The organism is Streptomyces yongxingensis, assembly GCF_055597465.1.
Window position 1 is genome coordinate 2294365 of the sequence record NZ_CM145717.1, and the last position, 16520, is coordinate 2310884.

The following is a 16520-nucleotide window of genomic DNA, read 5'->3' on the forward strand; positions in this document are numbered from 1 at the left end:
CCCCGCGCTCACCACTGGACCAGCGCCGTCTCGATCGTGGAGCCGGGCCCCATGGTCATCAGCACGCCGTACTCACCCGGTTTGGCGACCCCCTCGTCCAGGAGCCGTTCGTAGGAGAACAGGAACGAGCCGCTGGACACGTTGCCGTAGTCGCGCAGCACACCGACGGTGTGCCGGACGTCGTACCGGGTGAGCCCCAGGTTGACGACGACGGCGTCGATGACCTTCTTGCCGCCCGAGTGCACCAGCCAGTGGGAGATGTCGCTGCGGCGCAGCCCGGTGTCCGCCAGCAGCCGGTCCACGACCAGTTCGGCGTGGGCGCCGACCACATAGGGGATCTGCGGATCCAGGTAGAAGCTGAAGCGGCCCTGCTCGCGGTCCCAGTCGTAGCGCATGGCGTCGGAGGCGTCCGGGATGACGCAGCTCGCGAACTTGAGGATCCGCGGCCCCTCGGGGCCGGCCACGCCGTCCGGTCCTGAGCGGAGCGCGATCGCGCTCGCGCCGTCGCCGAAGAGGCTGTTGACGACGGCGGTGCGCATCGTGGAGTCGATCGCGTACGCGGCGGAGCAGGCTTCGGCGCAGAGCACGACGGCGAGTTCGCCGGGGTGGGCGGCGGCCCAGCCCGCGACCACGCCCAGGGCGTTCAGCCCGGCGTTGCAGCCCATGCCCACGATGTCGGAGCGGCCGCAGTGCCGGTCGATGCCGAGCTCCTTGATGAGCAGGGCGCTCAGCCCCGGGGTGAGCAGTCCGGTGGAGGTCACACAGCACAGGTGGCGCAGCTCGGCCAGCTCGGCACCCGCCCGCTTGAGGCAGGCGCGCAGCGCCTCGGCGCCCATCTCGATGGCCTTGGCCTTGTGCTTGTCGAGCAGGTCGCCCTGCGGTTCGGGGACGCGGCCGCCCTTGCCGTCCGGCGGCGGGAGTGTCAGGTGGCGGCGGTCGATGGCGCTGTTGAGGAAGACCGAACGGATCTTGGGGTCGGTGATCCCGAAGGCGTCGAGCACCTCCTGCTGGGTGTACGACGTGGATGTCACCGCCGTCCCCACGCCGAGGGCGCGGGGCCGTGATTCGGCTGCCAGGATCATCGGAAGGTCCACCCCCACATACGCGGCTTGCTCCGGGGCCGGCGACTGCGACTCAGTCCGGACACGTGCCTCCCCTTTCTCACTGGGATCCGCTGGTGCTGTGCGACGCGCTGTGTGACGCGTTATGCGGCGCGCTGTGTGACGCGCCCTGCGGCGCGCTGTGCGACGCGCTGTGCGCCTCGATGAAGCGCGCGAGCCTCGCCGTGCCCTCGTCGATCTCGGCGGGCGTCAGATAGCTGATGGACAGCCGGATGCCGTGGTGGCCGCCGGTGCCGGGGTAGAAGTGCGCCATCGGCGTCCAGATCACGCCGAAGTCCTGTGCGGATGTGGTCAGTACGGTGTTGTCCACCCGGAACGGGACCCGCATGGTGAGGAAGAAGCCGCCGCTGGGCTCGTTCCAGCGCACCCCGAGCGCCTCCCGGCGGGCGGCGGGCAGCCGGGCGTCCAGCCGCCGCAGCATCTCCCGCATCGCCTCGCCGTAGTATGCGGCGGCCTCGGCGTTCAGCTCCGACAGCCGGCCCCGGGCGCCGAGCAGCGCGCCCGCCACGGCGGCCTGGCTCAGCGACGAGGTGTTGACCGTCACCATGCTCTTGATCTTGGCGAGTTCGTCGGCCAGCAGCCGCTCACCGCCCGCGCCGTCCCGGACCCGCTGGTCGGCCACGACGAACCCGACCCGGGCGCCGGGGAAGACCGTCTTGGAGTATGAGCCCAGGTGCACCACGCGGCGGGCCCGGTCCCGGGACTTCAGCGTCGGCAGCGGGGTGCCGGGGCTCACCTGCCGGTACGGGCTGTCCTCCAGCACCAGGAAGTCATGGCGCTCGGCGAGCTCCAGCAGCTCCTCCCGGGCCTTCGGCCCCATCGTGTTCCCGGACGGGTTGGAGTGGTCGGGCACCACGTAGAACGCGCGGGGGCGGCGGCCGCGCGCCCGCTCCGCCACCACCGCGGCCTCCAGATCGGCGGCGTGGAACCCGTCCTCGCGCTCCTCCACCGGGCGCACGGCCACGTCCAGCAGCCGGGCCGCGCCGGTGATCCCCACATAGCAGGGGCTGGAGACCAGCAGGACGTCGTCGGGACCGGCGATGAGCGCGCGCAGCACCAGCAGCATGGCCTCCTGGGCTCCGACGGTCACCACGATGGACTCGGGCGGCACCTCGGTGTCCTCGTCCGCGCGGAGCGAGTCGGCGATGATCTGGCGGATCTGTCCGGCGGTCGGCCCGTACTGGTACAGCGCGGTGCGGATGTCGGCCGGTGAACTCCCCTGCTCCGCCAGGTGGTCCAGGTAGCGGCGGATGTGGGTGAAGACCTGCTCGGTGTCGAAGAAGCCGTCGTACGGCCGGCCCGGGGCGAAGGAAATCGCGTCCGGATAGCGATGGGTCACCTCATTGAGGAAGTTCATCGTGTCCAGCACCGGCTCGGAAACGCTGCCGTGCAGCTCTGCCATGTCCAGATGGTCCCGTGGACGGATCTGCGCGGCGACGGTGGTTCCTGCCATGAATTCCCCCGGGCGGCAAATGAATGAGGGCGGCTCGCATGAGAGCGGCTTGAATGAATGCGACTTCCATGGGAGCGGATCAACGAGAGTGGCTGAACGAGTGTGGCTGAACGAGCGCGGCTGAATGTGAGCGACTCGGATGCTTCAGCATCACACGCCCGTCGGCCTTTCGACAACGCGTCCAATTGCGCGAACCGCGCGCTTGGACGGGCTTGTCGGCGGCCTTGTGGAGCGCTATCCCGCGGGCACCGATTCAGCCGGTGCCCGCTCCCATCCATCGGCGCCCAGCTTGGCACCGATCCGCTCGGCGTCGGCCGTGGGAACGGGCACGCGCACCCGCAGCCCGCTCTCCTCCGCGGCCTCCACGGCCTCCACGGCGACGTCGTCCACCGCGATGCCGAGCGCCGCGACGGCGCCCAGCAGCCGGGCCAGCTCTCCCGGGCGGTCGGGGACCAGGATCCGTAAGCCCGCCTCGGCCGCGGGCGGACCGGCACCAGGGCGCGGCAGCCCCGCGAGCCCGGCGACGCCCCGGGACAGCAGATCTTCCAGGGTCCGTACGCCCTGGTCATGGCCTCCGTCGTCGCCCTCGGCGAGTACATCTTGCACGGCTAATACGTCTCCCTCGGCGAACACATCGTCCTCCGCGAGTACGTCTTCCTCGGCGAGCACGTCTTCCTCGGCGAGCACGTCGAGCGCCGCCGCCACCCGGGCCAGATCCGCCCGTAGCTCCTTCACCACCCCGGCCATGGCGGCCGCGTTGGACCGCAGGATGTCGCTCCACAGCCGGGGGTCCCCGGCGGCGATCCGGGTCACATCGCGCAGCCCCTGCCCGGCCAGCAGCGGCACCCCGGCCGGGCCGTCGCGCAGCCGGGCCGCCATCACGCTGGCCAGCAGATGCGGAACGTGCGAGGTCAGCGCCACCACCTCGTCATGCTCCCGGCTGCGCATGACCACCGGGGCGGCGCCGCACAACTCGGCCAGCTCCAGGCCCCGGTCGAGGGCGGCACGCGAGGTCAGCCGGTGCGGCGTCAACGCCCAGGGGCGGCCCCGGAACAGCTCGGCCCGCGCCGCCAGCGGCCCCGACCGCTCCCGTCCGGCCAGCGGATGGCCGCCGACGTAGCGGGAGGGCTCGGGGGCGCGGGCGAGCACGGCCCGCTCCGGGCCGTCCTTCACGCTCGCCACATCGGTGTAGGCGCGGGCCAGACCGCGTTCCTGGGCCGTGATGAGCACCTCGGCGATCCGGCTCGGCGGCACCGCGAGCACGGCCAGGTCGACCGGCTCCGGCGGGTCCTCCGCCCGGCCCGCGCCGAGTGCGGCGGCGGTCCTGGCGGCGGCCCGGCTCCGGTCGGAGAGATACACCGACACGCCCTGCCCGGTGGCGGCGAGCGCGACCGACGTACCGATGAGGCCGGTGCCGATGACAGCCATCGTGCGCATCACAAGACATCACCCGTCCAAGAGGACCGCGACCCGGAAACACAAAACACGGCACAGCTTATGGAAAAGGCCCGGCGTCCACGAGTTCCGTTAATTGCCGGAATGACGCCGATGGCTGGACGCGCGCACGCCCGCCTAAAGTTCTGCGGGCTCGGTTTTCTTCCGCATCTGGGGGGCCAACATGAGGAATTCATCGAAAGCCGCGGAGCCGCTCGCGGATCTCGCCATCGACTACGTCGAGTTGTATGTGGAGAACCTGGATTCGAGCGCGTTCCAGTGGGTCGACCGGTATGCGTTCGACATCGTCGGCAGCGGCGGTTCCGCGGACCACCGCAGCCTGGCGCTGCGGCACGGGGGGATCACGCTGGTGCTCACCCAGGCGACCTCCGACCGCCACCCCGCCTCGGCGTACGTGCTCGGTCACGGCGACGGCGTGGCGGACATCGCGCTGCGCACCGCCGATGTACGGGCGGCCTTCGAGACGGCGGTGGCGAACGGCGCCGGTGTCCACCGGCAACCGGCCCGGCACACCGGTGGCGGCCCGTCCGTCACCGCCGCGGTGCACGGCTTCGGGGACGTGGTCCACACCCTGGTCCAGCGCGCGCCGGGCGCGGGCCCCGGGCTGCCCGCGGGTTTCGTGCCGACGGACAGTCAGGAGCGGCTCGACGGGCCGGGCGCCGAGGTGGGTCTGGCCGGGGAGATGGGTCTGGCCGAGGAGGTGGGCCTGCTCGACATCGACCACATCGCGGTCTGTCTCGGCAGCGGCGGCCTCGGCCCGGCCGTCGCCTACTACCAGCGGGCGCTGGGCTTCCGTGACGTCTTCGCGGAGCACATCGTCGTCGGCGCCCAGGCGATGCACTCGAAGGTCGTGCAGAGCCCGTCCGGCACCGTCACCCTCACGCTCATCGAGCCCGACGACACGGCCCTGCCGGGGCAGATCGACGAGTTCCTGAAGAGCCACCAGGGCTCGGGCGTGCAGCACCTGGCCTTCTCCTCCCACGACGCCGTCGGCTCCGTGCGCGCCCTGTCCGACCGCGGCGTCACCTTCCTCACCACGCCCGACGCGTACTACGACCTGCTGGGTGAGCGGATCGACCTCAGCCCGCGGCGCCTGGCCGATCTGCGCGCCACCGGGGTGCTCGCGGACGAGGACCACGACGGGCAGCTGTTCCAGATCTTCACGGCCTCCACCCACCCGCGGCATACCCTCTTCTACGAGGTCATCGAGCGGCAGGGCGCCCAGACCTTCGGCAGCGCGAACATCAAGGCGCTGTACGAGGCCGTGGAGTTGGAGAGGACCGGCCAGCGTGACTTCCGGCGCTGACCGCACCGTTCGCGGTGCGGCCGGGGCAGATGCTGACGCCGCGGCCGACGCCGAGTGCCCGACGAACACCGAGCGCCGGGCGGACGCCGAGCGCCTGGCGGACGCCGAGTGCCCGACGGACGCCGAATGCCTGGCCGACCTCGAGCGCGCCGCCGCTGCCGTCCTGCCGCCCGACGTCCGGGACTTCGTGGCGGGCGGCAGCGGTGACGAGCTGACGCTGGCCGCCAACCGCGCGGCGTTCGACCGCACCTTCCTCGTGCCCCGGGTGCTGCGGGACGTCTCGCGGTGCACGACGGACGCCACGCTGCTCGGCCGCCCGGCGGCGCTGCCGCTGGCGGTGGCACCGGTGGCGTATCACCGGCTGGTGAGCGAGGACGGTGAACTGGCCACTGCCCGGGCCGCGAAGGCCGCGGGGGTGCCGTTCGCGGTCTCCACACTGAGCAGCGTTCCGGTCGAGCACATCACCGCGGTCGGCGGGGCGGTCTGGTTCCAGCTGTACTGGCTGCGCGACGGCGCCCGGACGCTGGAGCTCGCCCGCCGGGCGGAGGACGCGGGCTGCGAGGCGCTCGTGCTCACCGTGGACGTGCCGTGGATGGGCCGCCGGCTGCGGGACATCCGCAATCGGTTCACGCTCCCGGCCGAGGTGCGGGCCGTCAACATCGAAGCGGGCGGGACTGCGCACATCCGGCCCGCCGGTGCCTCGGCCGTGGCCGCGCACACCAGCGAGGCGTTCTCCCCGGCGCTGACCTGGGCCACGGTGGACCGGCTGCGGGAGCACACGCGGCTGCCGCTGGTGCTCAAGGGCATCCTGGCGCCGGAGGACGCGCTGCGCGCCACCGAGTCCGGGGTCGACGCACTGGTGGTCTCCAACCACGGCGGCCGTCAGCTCGACGGCGCCGTGCCGAGCCTGGACGCGCTGGCCGAGCTGGCGCCCGTGCTCGGCGGCCGCTGCGAGCTGCTGCTCGACGGCGGTGTCCGCAGCGGTACGGACATCCTCAGGGCCCTGGCCCTCGGCGCGGCCGGGGTGCTGGTGGGGCGGCCGGTGATCTGGGGTCTGGCCGCGGCCGGTGAGACGGGTGTGCGGCGGGTGTTCGAGCTGCTGGCCGCCGAACTGCGCACGTCCCTGGGGCTGGCAGGCTGCGCCGATGTCACCGAGGCCCGGAGCCTGCGCACCGTACGGTGAGCGCGGCCGCCGCCGGATCGCGGTGTCGACGTATGGGTTCGGCCGGAGCTGTCCAACCAGAGATTCCCGCTGGTTGGACGGGCCCGGTGGGGTATCCGGACTACGGGGTGTCCGGGGGACCTTTCCCCTCCCCGCCCCTTCCCGTTACCAAGGGCTCCGCCCCTGGACCCCGGCGCCTGCAGCGGAGCCCGCCACGCGGCGGAGCCGCATCTCGCTACCGCGGGAAGGGACCGAGCCCCGGCCCCGCGGTATGGGGCAGAGCCCCGCCCCGGGGTATGGCGCAGAGCCCCGTCCGGAGTCTGAGGCGAAACCCCAGTTTCGGGGCCTGGGGCGAAGCCGCGGTCCGGAGTCTGGGACAGAGCCCCGGGCCTGGGGCGAAGCCGCGGTCCGGAGTTTGGGACAGAGCCCCGGTCTGGGATCTGGGACAGAGCCCCGCTCCAGGCTCTGGGGCGAAGCCCAGTTTCGGGATCTGGGGCAGAGCCCCGGACCGGGACCGCCATCTGGGGCGGAGCCCTGGTTTCGGGGTCTGGGGCAGCGCCCCGCTCCGGGGCCTGAGGCAGCGCTCCGGACCGGGATCTGAGGCGAAGCCCCGGCCCGGGGCCTGGGGCAGCGCCCAGGACCAGGATCTGGGGCAGCGCCCCGGTTTCGCGATCTGAGGCAGAGCCCCGGTCCGGGGTCTGGGGCGGAGCCCCGGTCCGGGGTCTGGGGCGGAGCCCCGGTCCGGGGTCTGGGGCGGAGCCCCGGTCCGGGGTCTGGGGCGGAGCCCCGGTTTCGGGAAGGGGCGGGGAGGGGAGCAGCCCGCCGCAGGCGGCACGATCCGCCGGACACCCCTAGGCGAGCTGGAGGTCCACCCGGACCGCGATCTCGTCCCACATCCCCGCACATTCACGGGCGAGGCTGGCCACGATGCCGCTGCAGTGCGGCGGCACGTTGGCGATGATTTCCTGCCATTCCTCCGTGCTGAGCATGTTGATGTTGAGTAGCCTGAGCAGCCTGCGCCCCGTTTCGTTGAACCGCAGGGCGGGGTCCGAGGTGAGGCGGTGCACGGCCGCGAGGCGGTCGGCCATCGGGACCACCTCGGCGGTGGCCGCGCCCGCCGTGGACCGGCTCAGCGCCTCGGTCCGCCGGCCCCCGGCCTTCGCCGCGCCGCGCGACTTCGGCAACGGGTCCTCGCCCCTGCTCATACGGTTCCTGACGTCCCGTGCGGTCTCCGGGGAGATCCCCGCGGCCCGGGCGATCTGGCGCAGCGACAGACCCGGGTTCGCCGTGATCAGCCTGCTCGCCAGTTCGCGTCCCGCGGCGCTGTTGATGGGACGGACCCGGCCGTCCTGGCCGATACGGCTGCCACTGGCCGCGTCCTCGGCCGACGTCCGCCGCCGGATCTCCGCGACGGTGCCCGCCGAGATGCCCGAGACCGACGCGATCATGCGGTCCGACCACTGGGGATGCGACACGATGATGCGCGCGGCCGCGGACTTCCGGTCCGCCATCGACAGCGGCAGGCCATGGGTGATGTTCGAGCCGACGGCCAGGACGAACGCGTCGGCCTTGCTGCCGTCGAAGAACGTGACCTTGATCTTCTCGTCGCCGCGGAGCTCCGCGGCCCGCAGCCGGTGGGCGCCGTCGACCACCCGCATCGTGGACCGGTGAACGATGATGGGCGGTAACGTGACTTCCGTCTCCGCCAGCGCTTGGATGTGCTCCGGGTCCTCCCCTGAACTCCGCGGTGATTCCGCCGTCGAAATCGACGCGATGTCGACTTCGACGACCACTTCCTCAAGTTGCTGATCGAACATCGCCAACCCCCCGCTCCAAGGCGAGCTCGCCTCGAAAGGAATTTCTATCCGGGGGGTGGCAGGCACGCGTTGGACACCACTTCGAAGATCGCCGATCGTGGCCGATCAATATCGACCACCCCCCGTTGCTCCACTTCGCGAAAACGCGAAAGGCCGTTCAATCTTTCGACGCAGACTCTAACAGCGGTCAGGCGGTTTGACACCCCGTATCCGCGCGCGGCGCGCCGGGGTTACGCAACTAGAACTCATGGTTTCGGATAGGGCGATCACCAGCGGAAGCGATGGCGTCCTGAACGTGCTTGCTGATACCAGCGGGACGAGGCGCGCCACATGAGGCGAATGCAGGCGAATGCAGCTCCGTTTTAGCCGCCCACCTGGCCTTCGCGTTCTTTCCGGGAGCCCTGGAGCGCGCATGAAATGCTTTCACGGGGCATGAGCGAACGCCGAATCGGGAGAATCACGGGAATGCCGCTCCGGAATCCATGCCGTCGTCCCGCCGGCGGGACGGAAAGCATTGGCTAGAGGTTCTACGGAGCGCTGTTTACGCCCCCAGGGCAGGCGGGTCGGCGGCGGGGCCGGGAATGCGCGGGACCGGGTCGTCGGCCGCCTCGTCCAGCATCTGGGTGATCCACTCCATAAGCCCGAGCCCGGCCATCTCCGCCGCCCGCTCCCAGCGGATTCTGCGCTCGGCTACCACGCTCACCTGAACGACCCCCGAGTCCCGTATGGCTTCCGGGGACTGGCGCCGCATCCGTATGTGCCGGCGTAACGCATTGCGGGTCCAGCCGCCCTCCTCGGCCCGGGTCAGCCACTCCTCCTGCTCGGCCTCGGGGAGGGCCGCCACTTCCGCGTGGTGCTGAAAGCTCAGCTTGCCCCGCCGCCTGTCCGGCTCGAACTTGCGTGCCACCCACGCGTAGTTGCGGAGCGTCTGATAGTCGAGCGAGGTCTGCTTCAGCGCCTGGCGGTAGCGGTCGGGGTAGTGCTGCTGACCGAAGACGAGCCAATCGCCCAGCCACCACGCGGAGGAGTCGGCGATGACGTGGATCTGCTGGCCGAGGTGGCGCCACTCGGACAGCGGCAGATCGGGAGGGAGTGACAATCCCGTTCGCCGGGTGGTCGTCCGCCCGTTCGCGGGGATGGACATCGTGCGCACCTCACCTGCCCTCGTCTTCGGCGGGCTCATCCTCCACAGCGGGGGGTTTCGGCGAGGTTTCATCGCACCTGGCCGGTTCGCACCGGCCGAGAAGCGCATGACGCGTGAGCAACCGAGGGCGTTACGGTGCCGAAACCCATGCACCGATCTACTGGGCGCATGGATGCGGAATCAGTCTCACCGCGAGCCGACAGAGGAGGCTACATGGACACCGCAGCCCGGCGGTGTGCCGAATGCGGCGCCGAGTTCACCTGGACCAGCAGGAACCCGACGCGCAGGTTCTGCGGCTCCAGATGCAAGACCCGGTGGTGGCGGGCCCACCGCCGTGGCGCGGCCGCCGCGGACACCACGGACCGGACGCACCACCGGCAGCCGGTGCCGGTGCCGGTGCCCCCGCTCAGCACCGGCCACGAGTGCCCGAACTGCGGTCAGCACATCACCGTGCTCAATCTGATCGTCGCGGCCGACGGCGGTTCCGGCTCCGGCACGCTCACCGGCTGACGTCCGGCCGCAGGGCGGGCAGCACCGCGGAACCGACGCGTTCGATCAGCTCGGTGGGCGGGTCGTAGGAACCGACGTGCTGGAGGAACACATCGGTCACCCCGTCGGCGTGCAGCGCGGTGAGCCGTTCGGCGATCTCCTTGGCGGTTCCGAAGAGGCAGAACTCCTGGGCGAAACGCAGGGCCGCCTCGTCGCTCACCCACGCCGAGCAGATCTCGACGGCCGCGTCCCAGTCCTCGGCGTGTACGAGGTCCGGATAGACCCCCTCCACCCGCGTCGGGACGTCCAGTTCGATCCCGGCCAGGGCGAGGAAGGGCGCGCCGCCGTTCTGGGCGATCGACGCACAGATCGGCTTGAGCAGCCGGGCTTCGGCCTCCACGTCGTCGGTCACCGCGCAGAACGCCGAGACCGTCAGCGGAATCGCCTCCGCGGTGCGCCCCGCGGCCTCGGCGCCCTCCCGCACCCGGGCGGTGGCACTGGCGAGCGTCGTCCGCGAGACACCGCTGAGCAGGATGACACCATCGGCGATCTCCCCGGCGAGCCGCAGGTTCCGGGGACCGCTGGCGGCCACGTGGAGCGGTACGTCCGGATCCGGGTCCCGGAGCCGGGACCGTACGCCGTGGAAGTCCCACTCCTGCCCCTGGAGCAGCGCCCGCAGCGTGGCGATCCCGGCGCGCAACTCGGCCCCCGTACTGGAGCGCAGGCCGATGGGGCCGACCGAGCTGTTGCCCACGCCGAGGCCGAGGGTGAACCGGCCGGGGGCCAGCTCGGCGACGCTGCGCGCGGCCGAGGCGACGACGGCCGGGTGCCGGGTGACGAGGTTGGTGACCGCGCTGCCCAGACCGATCCGTTCCGTACCCAGCGCGGCGGCGGTCAGGGCCGTGAACACATCCCGCCACAGCAACTGGGAGTCGGGGAACCACACCTGGTCGAAGCCCAGTTCCTCCGCCCGCCGGGCGGTCCCGGCCAGCCGGTCCACCCGGTCGCACGGCGGTATGCGGACGCCGACGCGTATCCCGCTCTGCTCGTTCACGGTCTCCTCCTGAGGGCTTGGTGTGAGTGCTTGGTACGGCGTGTCGTACGGCGGTCAGCGCACCTGCGCGGTGTCGCTGTCGGCCACGTGCGGAGCCGGGCCGCGGGGCGGCTCGGTGGTGTCGTCGACCTCCCGCAGGAACAGGCCGGCCACCACCGAGACGACCGACATCGCCGCCATGTACACCGCGATGCCCACCCACCCGCCGGTGGTGTGCAGCAGATAGGTGGCGATGTCGGGCGAGAACGCGTTCCCGGCGATCAGTCCGAAGGTGAAGCCGATCGACATGCCGGTGAACCTCAGCCGCGCCGGGAAGACCTGCGAGAAGTACGCGGGGACCACGCCGTAGTTGACGGAGTAGCCGATGAACAGCAGCGTGAAGCCCAGCAGCATCAGCCCGTACTGCCGCGTCTGGAGCAGCGCGAGCCAGGCGAACGGCAGCACGATCAGCGAGGCCGCCCCGGCGAGGAAGACGGTGCGGTTTCCGAACCGGTCCGCCAGCTTCCCGGCGAGCGGCACGCAGACGATGATGACGAGCGTGGCCGGCAGCAGCACGGCGATCATGGTGTCCTTGTCCAGGTGCAGCCCGGTCCGGGCGTATTCCAGGCTGTAGACGGTCGCCAGTGTGAAGGCCACCCCCGCGCTCAGAATCCCGGCGGCCATCAGCACAACCCGCCCGCCGCACTCGCGGAACACCTCGACCACGGGCAGCCGGTCCACCGCGTTCCGCGCCTTGACCGCTTCGAACTCGGGGCTCTCCGCGAGGCCGAGCCGCACGAACAGACCCACGCCGACGAGCACCGCGCTCAGCAGGAACGGAATCCGCCAGCCCCATGAGTGCAACTGGTCGTCCGGGAGTTGGAGTACCCCGAGGAAGACGAGGTTGGCCAGGAGCAGCCCGGCCGAGGTTCCGGTGTTGATCAGCGAACCCCGGAAGCCACGTTTCCCGCGCTCCGCGTGTTCGATGGTCATCAGGACCGCCCCGCCGTATTCGCCACCCACGGAGAACCCCTGGGCGAGCCTGGCGACGATCAGCAGGATCGGCGCCGCGATCCCCACCTGGTGGTAGGTGGGCAGCAGGCCCACCGCGAAGGTGGCGATGCCCATCAGCCCCAACGTGGCCACCAGCGTGGACTTCCGGCCCAGGCGGTCGCCGAAGTGGCCGAACACCACCGCGCCGATCGGCCGGGCCAGGAAGCCGATGGCGAAGGTCGACAGCGAGAGCAGCGTGCCCGTCACCGGGTCCGAGGTGGGGAAGAAGAGCTTGGCGAACACCACGGACGAGGCCAGTCCGTAGATGGAGAAGTCGTAGTACTCGACCGTGGTGCCGATCCAGCCGGCGACCAGCGCTCGGGTGCCCTGGTCCCGGCCGGGTTCACGAACATCGGTTGCTGTCATGAGGGTCCTTTGTCCTTCAGGGACGGTCCATGGGGGACGGGGAAGCCGCGGGACGCCTGCGGCGTGTCCGGCGGTACGCGTACGCCTGCGGCGGGCCACGCGGCGGAGCCGCATATCGGTGCTTCCCCCTCCCCGTCCCTTCCCGACACCTGACGATGTGCGGCTCCGCCGCGTGGGGGCTCCGCCCCAGACCCCGCTCCTCAAGCGCCGGAGGGGCTGATTTCAGCCCGCCAGGGGGCACCTCCCAGCGGTAGCTGGGGGAGCTTGAGGACACGCCCGAAGGGCGTCCGGGGTCCAGGGGCGAAACCCCTGGTTGTGGGAAGGGGCGGGGAGGGGAAAGAACCGCCGGACACCGGGCCGAGGCGAGGTCGGCTCAGCGATGGCAAGTGGGTCGTACTATGTACCGTTCGCTGTATGAGGTCAAGGCTGCTGACAGCACGCAGTACGGAAACCGAGAGACGGACGGGATACGGAGCTACGGACGGGGCGAGGCTCAGTCGCCGGTGTGCCGCAGTACGCCGTCGATGAGGCAGTCGAGCCCGAAGAGGAACTGCTCGTCGCTGGGCAGCGTGGTCATCTCCTCGGCGAGCTCCACCATGTGGGGGAAGTCCTCGCGCGGCAGCGTCCCGTAGAAGTGCCTGCGCCGACGCCGCAGCTCCTCGGCCTCGGGATGGTCGGCCTTCCCCCACGGACGGGGCGCCTGATAGCTGGCGAAACCCAGGCTGTACTGCACGATCAGGCCGTAGACGCGCACCGCGTCCCGGTCCGCGAAACCCGCCTCGCGCAGCCTCCCGATGACCGCCTCGAACGCGCCCCGCATGGACCGCGGGCCGGTGCTCACCCGGGTGGAGAAGAGCCGCACGATGCTGGGGTGCTCCCGCATCATCTCGAGGAAGGCCAGCGCCAGGGCCCGTACGACCGCCTCGGGCGAGGTCTCCTCGGCGGTGGGCAGCCGGAAGTTCCCCATGACGTAGTCGGCGATCCCGTCGAGAATCTCCTCCTTGCCGCGGAAGTAGCTGTAGAGCGTCATGGCGCCCACGCCGAGATCCGCGGCGAGCCGCCGGATGGTCAGTACGTCGATGTCCTCCTCGTCGCAGATCCGGGTGGCCACCTCGATGATCCGCTCAGCGGTGAGCGTCCTCCCACTCGACCGCTGACCCGCCACTGAGACTCTCCTCTTCGCACACCACCCGGGACCGGCGACACCGACGCCGTCGTACACCACACCGTACAGGCGTCCCGCCGATCGGGCGGCGGTCAGGAGGTGTTGTCCGGGCGGGCGGCCAGGTCGAGCGCGATATCCGTGATCATGTCTTCCTGACCGCCGACCATCGCGCGGCGGCCGACCTCGACCAGGATGGCGCGGGTGTCCAGCCCGTGGCGGACCGCGGCGGCCTCGGCGTGGCGCAGGAAGCTGGAGTACACGCCCGCGTAGCCGAGGGTGAGGGTCTCGCGGTCGACGCGGACCTCGCGGTCCTGGAGGGGCCGTACGAGGTCGTCGGCGGCGTCCATGAGGGGGAACAGGTCGCAGCCGTGTTTCCAGCCCATCAGGTCGGCGACGGCGATGAACGCCTCCAGCGGGCAGTTGCCCGCCCCCGCACCCTGGCCCGCGAGCGAGGCGTCGACGCGGGTGACGCCGTTCTCCACGGCCACCACGGTGTTGGCCACGCCGAGGGCGAGGTTGTGGTGGGCGTGGATGCCGAGTTCGGTGCCCGGGTCGAGCACATCGCGGTAGGCGCGGAAGCGGTCGCGGACACCGTCCATGGTGAGCCGGCCGCCGGAGTCGGTGACGTACACACAGTGGGCGCCGTAGGACTCCATCAGCTTTGCCTGGCGGGCGAGTTCGGCCGGTTCCGCCATGTGCGACATCATCAGGAACCCGGCCACGTCCATGCCCATCTCGCGGGCGGCGGAGATGTGCTGGGCGGAGATGTCGGCCTCGGTGCAGTGGGTGGCGATGCGCACGGAGCGGATGCCGAGCGCGTGGGCCTGCTTCAGGTCGTGCAACGTGCCGATGCCCGGCAGCAGCAGGGTGGTGGGGATCGCCGCACCGGTGGCTCCGACGACGGCCTCGATCCAGTCCCAGTCGGTGTGGGCGCCGATTCCGTAGGTGATGCTGGAGCCGGACAGGCCGTCGCCGTGGGCGATTTCGATGGCGGCCACCCCGGCGGCGTCCAGGGCGGCGGCGATGGTGCGGGCCTGCTCGACGGTGTAGCGGTGGCGGATGGCGTGCATGCCGTCCCGCAGGGTCACGTCCTGGACGTACAGGGCGGGCGGGACGGGCCGGGTGTCGGCGGTCGCGCCGGCGTCGGTCGTGGTCATCGTGTGGCCTCCTCGCCGGAGCGGTGTGCGGCCAGGCGCTCCGCGGTGCGCAGCGCGGCCGAGGTCATGATGTCGAGGTTTCCGGCGTAGGCCGGGAGGTAGTGGGCGGCTCCCTCGACCTCGAGGAAGACCGAGACCTTCACCGCGTCGGTGTGCGCGGCCTCGGCGGGCAGCAGGGAGCACACCGGGTCGTCGGCCCCCACCTGGTCGAACTGCACCTTCTGCTTGAGGCGGTAGCCGGGCACATACGCCTGGACGCGGCCGACCATCTCCTCGACGGAGGCGGTGACCTCCTCGGTGGCGCAGCCCGAGACCAGGCAGTGCACGGTGTCGCGCATGATCAGCGGCGGTTCGGCGGGGTTGAGGACGATGATGGCCTTGCCACGGGCGGCGCCGCCGACGCGCTCGATGGCGGCGGCGGTGGTCTCGGTGAACTCGTCGATGTTCGCGCGGGTGCCGGGGCCCGCGGAGCGGGAGGAGATGGAGGCGACGATCTCCCCGTAGTGGACGGGGGCGACCGCGCCCACCGCGGCGACGATCGGGATCGTGGCCTGGCCACCGCAGGTGACCATGTTGACGTTGGGCGCGTCGAGGTGGGCGTCGCCGTTGACCGGGGGCACCACATAGGGGCCGATGGCGGCCGGGGTGAGGTCGACGAGGGTGCGGCCGAGGGGGCGCAGCACCTCCTCGTGGCGCTTGTGGGCACCGGCGGAGGTGGCGTCGAAGACGAGGTCCACGTCGGTGAACTCGTCCATCGCCACCAGCCCGTCCACGCCCTCGTGGGTGGTGGCCACCTTCAGGCGGCGGGCGCGGGCCAGACCGTCGGAGGCGGGGTCGATCCCGGCCATCGCGGTGATCTCCAGGGTGTCGGAGAGCCGCAGCACCTTGATCAGGAGGTCGGTGCCGATGTTGCCGGACCCGATGATGGCCACTTTGGTGCGGGTGTTGGTCTCGCTGCTCACCGGTGGTCTCCTTCCGCGGCGAACCCGACTCCTACCGTGCCCAGGTTCGAGATACGGGCGTGGAACACATCGCCCGGGGCGGCCGGGACCATCGGCCCCAGTGCCCCGGTCAGGACGAGGTCGCCGGCCCGCAGCGGGTCGCCCCGCTCGGCGAGGGCCGAGGCCAGCCAGACGGCCGCGTTGAGGGGGCCGCCGAGGCAGTCGGCGCCGGTCCCGTGGGAGGCCAGCTCGCCGTTGCGCGTCATGGTCATCTGTACGGAGCGCAGGTTGAGCCCGGACAGTGGCACCGGGGAGGCGCCGAGGACGTACAGCCCGCAGGAGGCGTTGTCGGCGACGGTGTCCACGATGGAGATGTCCCAGTCCCGCACCCGACTGTCGACGATCTCCAGCGCGGGCAGCGCGAAGTCGGTGGCGCGCAGCAGGTCCACGACGGTGCAGTGGCGGTGTGGCAGATCGCTGCCGAGTACGAGCGCGACCTCGGCCTCCACCTTGGGCTGGAGCAGCCGCCCGGCGGGCACCTCGCCACCCTCCGGCACGGCCGTGTCCGCGAACAGCGCGCCGAAGTCCGGCTGGTCCACGCCGAGTTGGCGCTGGACAGCCGGAGACGTCAAGCCGATCTTCCGGCCGACGATCCGGCGGCCGGCGGCCTCTTCGCGTCGCAGGTTGAGCCGCTGTACCGCGTAGGCGGCCTCGATGTCGCCGTCGTCCAGGAGCGTGCGCACCGGCGCGCAGGCGATCCCGTCGCGGGCCGCGCCCGCGAGCGCGTCGGCGGCCTTGACCACGACCCCGGGGAGGGAGTCCGTCGGGACGTGGTCGGGAACATTCGGCACGGGCTAC

14 protein-coding genes are annotated in these 16520 nt (G+C 71.4%); 3 read left to right on the plus strand and 11 right to left on the minus strand.

Annotated features, from left to right (window positions below; genetic code table 11):
* Positions 1-8: 8 nt before the first annotated feature.
* From dpgA to ACZ6TD_RS09130, 3 genes are all read right to left on the minus strand, one after another.
* Positions 9-1082 (minus strand): 3,5-dihydroxyphenylacetyl-CoA synthase DpgA, encoded by a 1074-nt coding sequence (dpgA, locus tag ACZ6TD_RS09120; protein ID WP_471352405.1) that lies wholly within the window; start codon positions 1080-1082, stop codon positions 9-11.
* Between the two features lie 79 nt (positions 1083-1161).
* Entirely contained in the window at positions 1162-2574 is a 1413-nt protein-coding gene (locus ACZ6TD_RS09125; RefSeq protein ID WP_471352406.1) for an aminotransferase-like domain-containing protein, read from the minus strand.
* Between the two features lie 234 nt (positions 2575-2808).
* A complete protein-coding gene (locus tag ACZ6TD_RS09130; RefSeq protein ID WP_471352408.1) occupies positions 2809-4002 on the minus strand; it encodes a prephenate dehydrogenase in 1194 nt (397 codons plus the stop codon).
* 190 nt (positions 4003-4192) lie between these two features.
* Here ACZ6TD_RS09130 and hppD point away from each other — a divergent pair, with 190 nt between their 5' ends.
* Positions 4193-5335 (plus strand): 4-hydroxyphenylpyruvate dioxygenase, encoded by a 1143-nt coding sequence (hppD, locus tag ACZ6TD_RS09135; RefSeq protein ID WP_471352410.1) that lies wholly within the window; start codon positions 4193-4195, stop codon positions 5333-5335.
* A complete protein-coding gene (locus ACZ6TD_RS09140; RefSeq protein ID WP_471352412.1) occupies positions 5319-6518 on the plus strand; it encodes an alpha-hydroxy acid oxidase in 1200 nt (399 codons plus the stop codon). The genes hppD and ACZ6TD_RS09140 overlap by 17 nt, the downstream gene beginning before the upstream one ends.
* Positions 6519-7348: 830 nt before the next feature.
* Here ACZ6TD_RS09140 and ACZ6TD_RS09145 read toward each other — a convergent pair.
* Together ACZ6TD_RS09145 and ACZ6TD_RS09150 are read right to left on the minus strand one after the other, a co-directional pair.
* On the minus strand, positions 7349-8314 hold the full coding sequence (locus ACZ6TD_RS09145; RefSeq protein ID WP_471352414.1) for a ParB/RepB/Spo0J family partition protein: 966 nt from the start codon (positions 8312-8314) through the stop codon (positions 7349-7351).
* Between the two features lie 541 nt (positions 8315-8855).
* Positions 8856-9458: an LmbU family transcriptional regulator gene (locus tag ACZ6TD_RS09150; RefSeq protein ID WP_471352416.1), complete on the minus strand. Its 603-nt coding sequence runs from the start codon at positions 9456-9458 to the stop codon at positions 8856-8858.
* Between the two features lie 213 nt (positions 9459-9671).
* Between ACZ6TD_RS09150 and ACZ6TD_RS09155 the strand changes: the two genes are divergently transcribed.
* Positions 9672-9968, plus strand: a complete 297-nt coding sequence (locus tag ACZ6TD_RS09155) for a DNA gyrase inhibitor YacG (RefSeq protein WP_471352418.1) — start codon at positions 9672-9674, stop codon at positions 9966-9968.
* On the opposite strand, the gene ACZ6TD_RS09160 is transcribed toward ACZ6TD_RS09155, so the two are convergent.
* From ACZ6TD_RS09160 to mhpD, 6 genes are all read right to left on the minus strand, one after another.
* Complete coding sequence (locus tag ACZ6TD_RS09160) at positions 9958-11001, minus strand: LLM class flavin-dependent oxidoreductase (protein WP_471352420.1); 1044 nt, start codon at positions 10999-11001, stop codon at positions 9958-9960. The genes ACZ6TD_RS09155 and ACZ6TD_RS09160 overlap by 11 nt on opposite strands.
* Positions 11002-11055: 54 nt before the next feature.
* Positions 11056-12399, minus strand: coding sequence for an MFS transporter (locus tag ACZ6TD_RS09165; RefSeq protein WP_471352422.1), 1344 nt, complete (start codon positions 12397-12399; stop codon positions 11056-11058).
* Between the two features lie 493 nt (positions 12400-12892).
* Entirely contained in the window at positions 12893-13564 is a 672-nt protein-coding gene (locus tag ACZ6TD_RS09170; protein ID WP_471352423.1) for a TetR/AcrR family transcriptional regulator, read from the minus strand.
* 92 nt (positions 13565-13656) lie between these two features.
* Entirely contained in the window at positions 13657-14721 is a 1065-nt protein-coding gene (gene dmpG / locus ACZ6TD_RS09175; RefSeq protein ID WP_471352425.1) for a 4-hydroxy-2-oxovalerate aldolase, read from the minus strand.
* Complete coding sequence (locus tag ACZ6TD_RS09180; protein WP_471352427.1) at positions 14718-15683, minus strand: acetaldehyde dehydrogenase (acetylating); 966 nt, start codon at positions 15681-15683, stop codon at positions 14718-14720. The genes dmpG and ACZ6TD_RS09180 overlap by 4 nt, the downstream gene beginning before the upstream one ends.
* Positions 15680-16513, minus strand: a complete 834-nt coding sequence (gene mhpD, locus ACZ6TD_RS09185; RefSeq protein WP_471352429.1) for a 2-keto-4-pentenoate hydratase — start codon at positions 16511-16513, stop codon at positions 15680-15682. The genes ACZ6TD_RS09180 and mhpD overlap by 4 nt, the downstream gene beginning before the upstream one ends.
* Positions 16514-16520 lie beyond the last annotated feature (7 nt).

Excerpts from the sequence above, each read along its gene's own strand:
- ACZ6TD_RS09150 (WP_471352416.1), bottom strand. The coding sequence starts at position 9,458 with ATGTCCATCCCCGCGAACGGGCGGACGACCACCCGGCGAACGGGATTG.
- dmpG (WP_471352425.1), bottom strand. The coding sequence starts at position 14,721 with ATGACCACGACCGACGCCGGCGCGACCGCCGACACCCGGCCCGTCCCG.
- ACZ6TD_RS09155 (WP_471352418.1), top strand. The coding sequence starts at position 9,672 with ATGGACACCGCAGCCCGGCGGTGTGCCGAATGCGGCGCCGAGTTCACC.
- ACZ6TD_RS09145 (WP_471352414.1), bottom strand. The coding sequence starts at position 8,314 with ATGTTCGATCAGCAACTTGAGGAAGTGGTCGTCGAAGTCGACATCGCG.
- ACZ6TD_RS09165 (WP_471352422.1), bottom strand. The coding sequence starts at position 12,399 with ATGACAGCAACCGATGTTCGTGAACCCGGCCGGGACCAGGGCACCCGA.
- dpgA (WP_471352405.1), bottom strand. The coding sequence starts at position 1,082 with ATGATCCTGGCAGCCGAATCACGGCCCCGCGCCCTCGGCGTGGGGACG.
- hppD (WP_471352410.1), top strand. The coding sequence starts at position 4,193 with ATGAGGAATTCATCGAAAGCCGCGGAGCCGCTCGCGGATCTCGCCATC.
- ACZ6TD_RS09130 (WP_471352408.1), bottom strand. The coding sequence starts at position 4,002 with ATGGCTGTCATCGGCACCGGCCTCATCGGTACGTCGGTCGCGCTCGCC.
- ACZ6TD_RS09125 (WP_471352406.1), bottom strand. The coding sequence starts at position 2,574 with ATGGCAGGAACCACCGTCGCCGCGCAGATCCGTCCACGGGACCATCTG.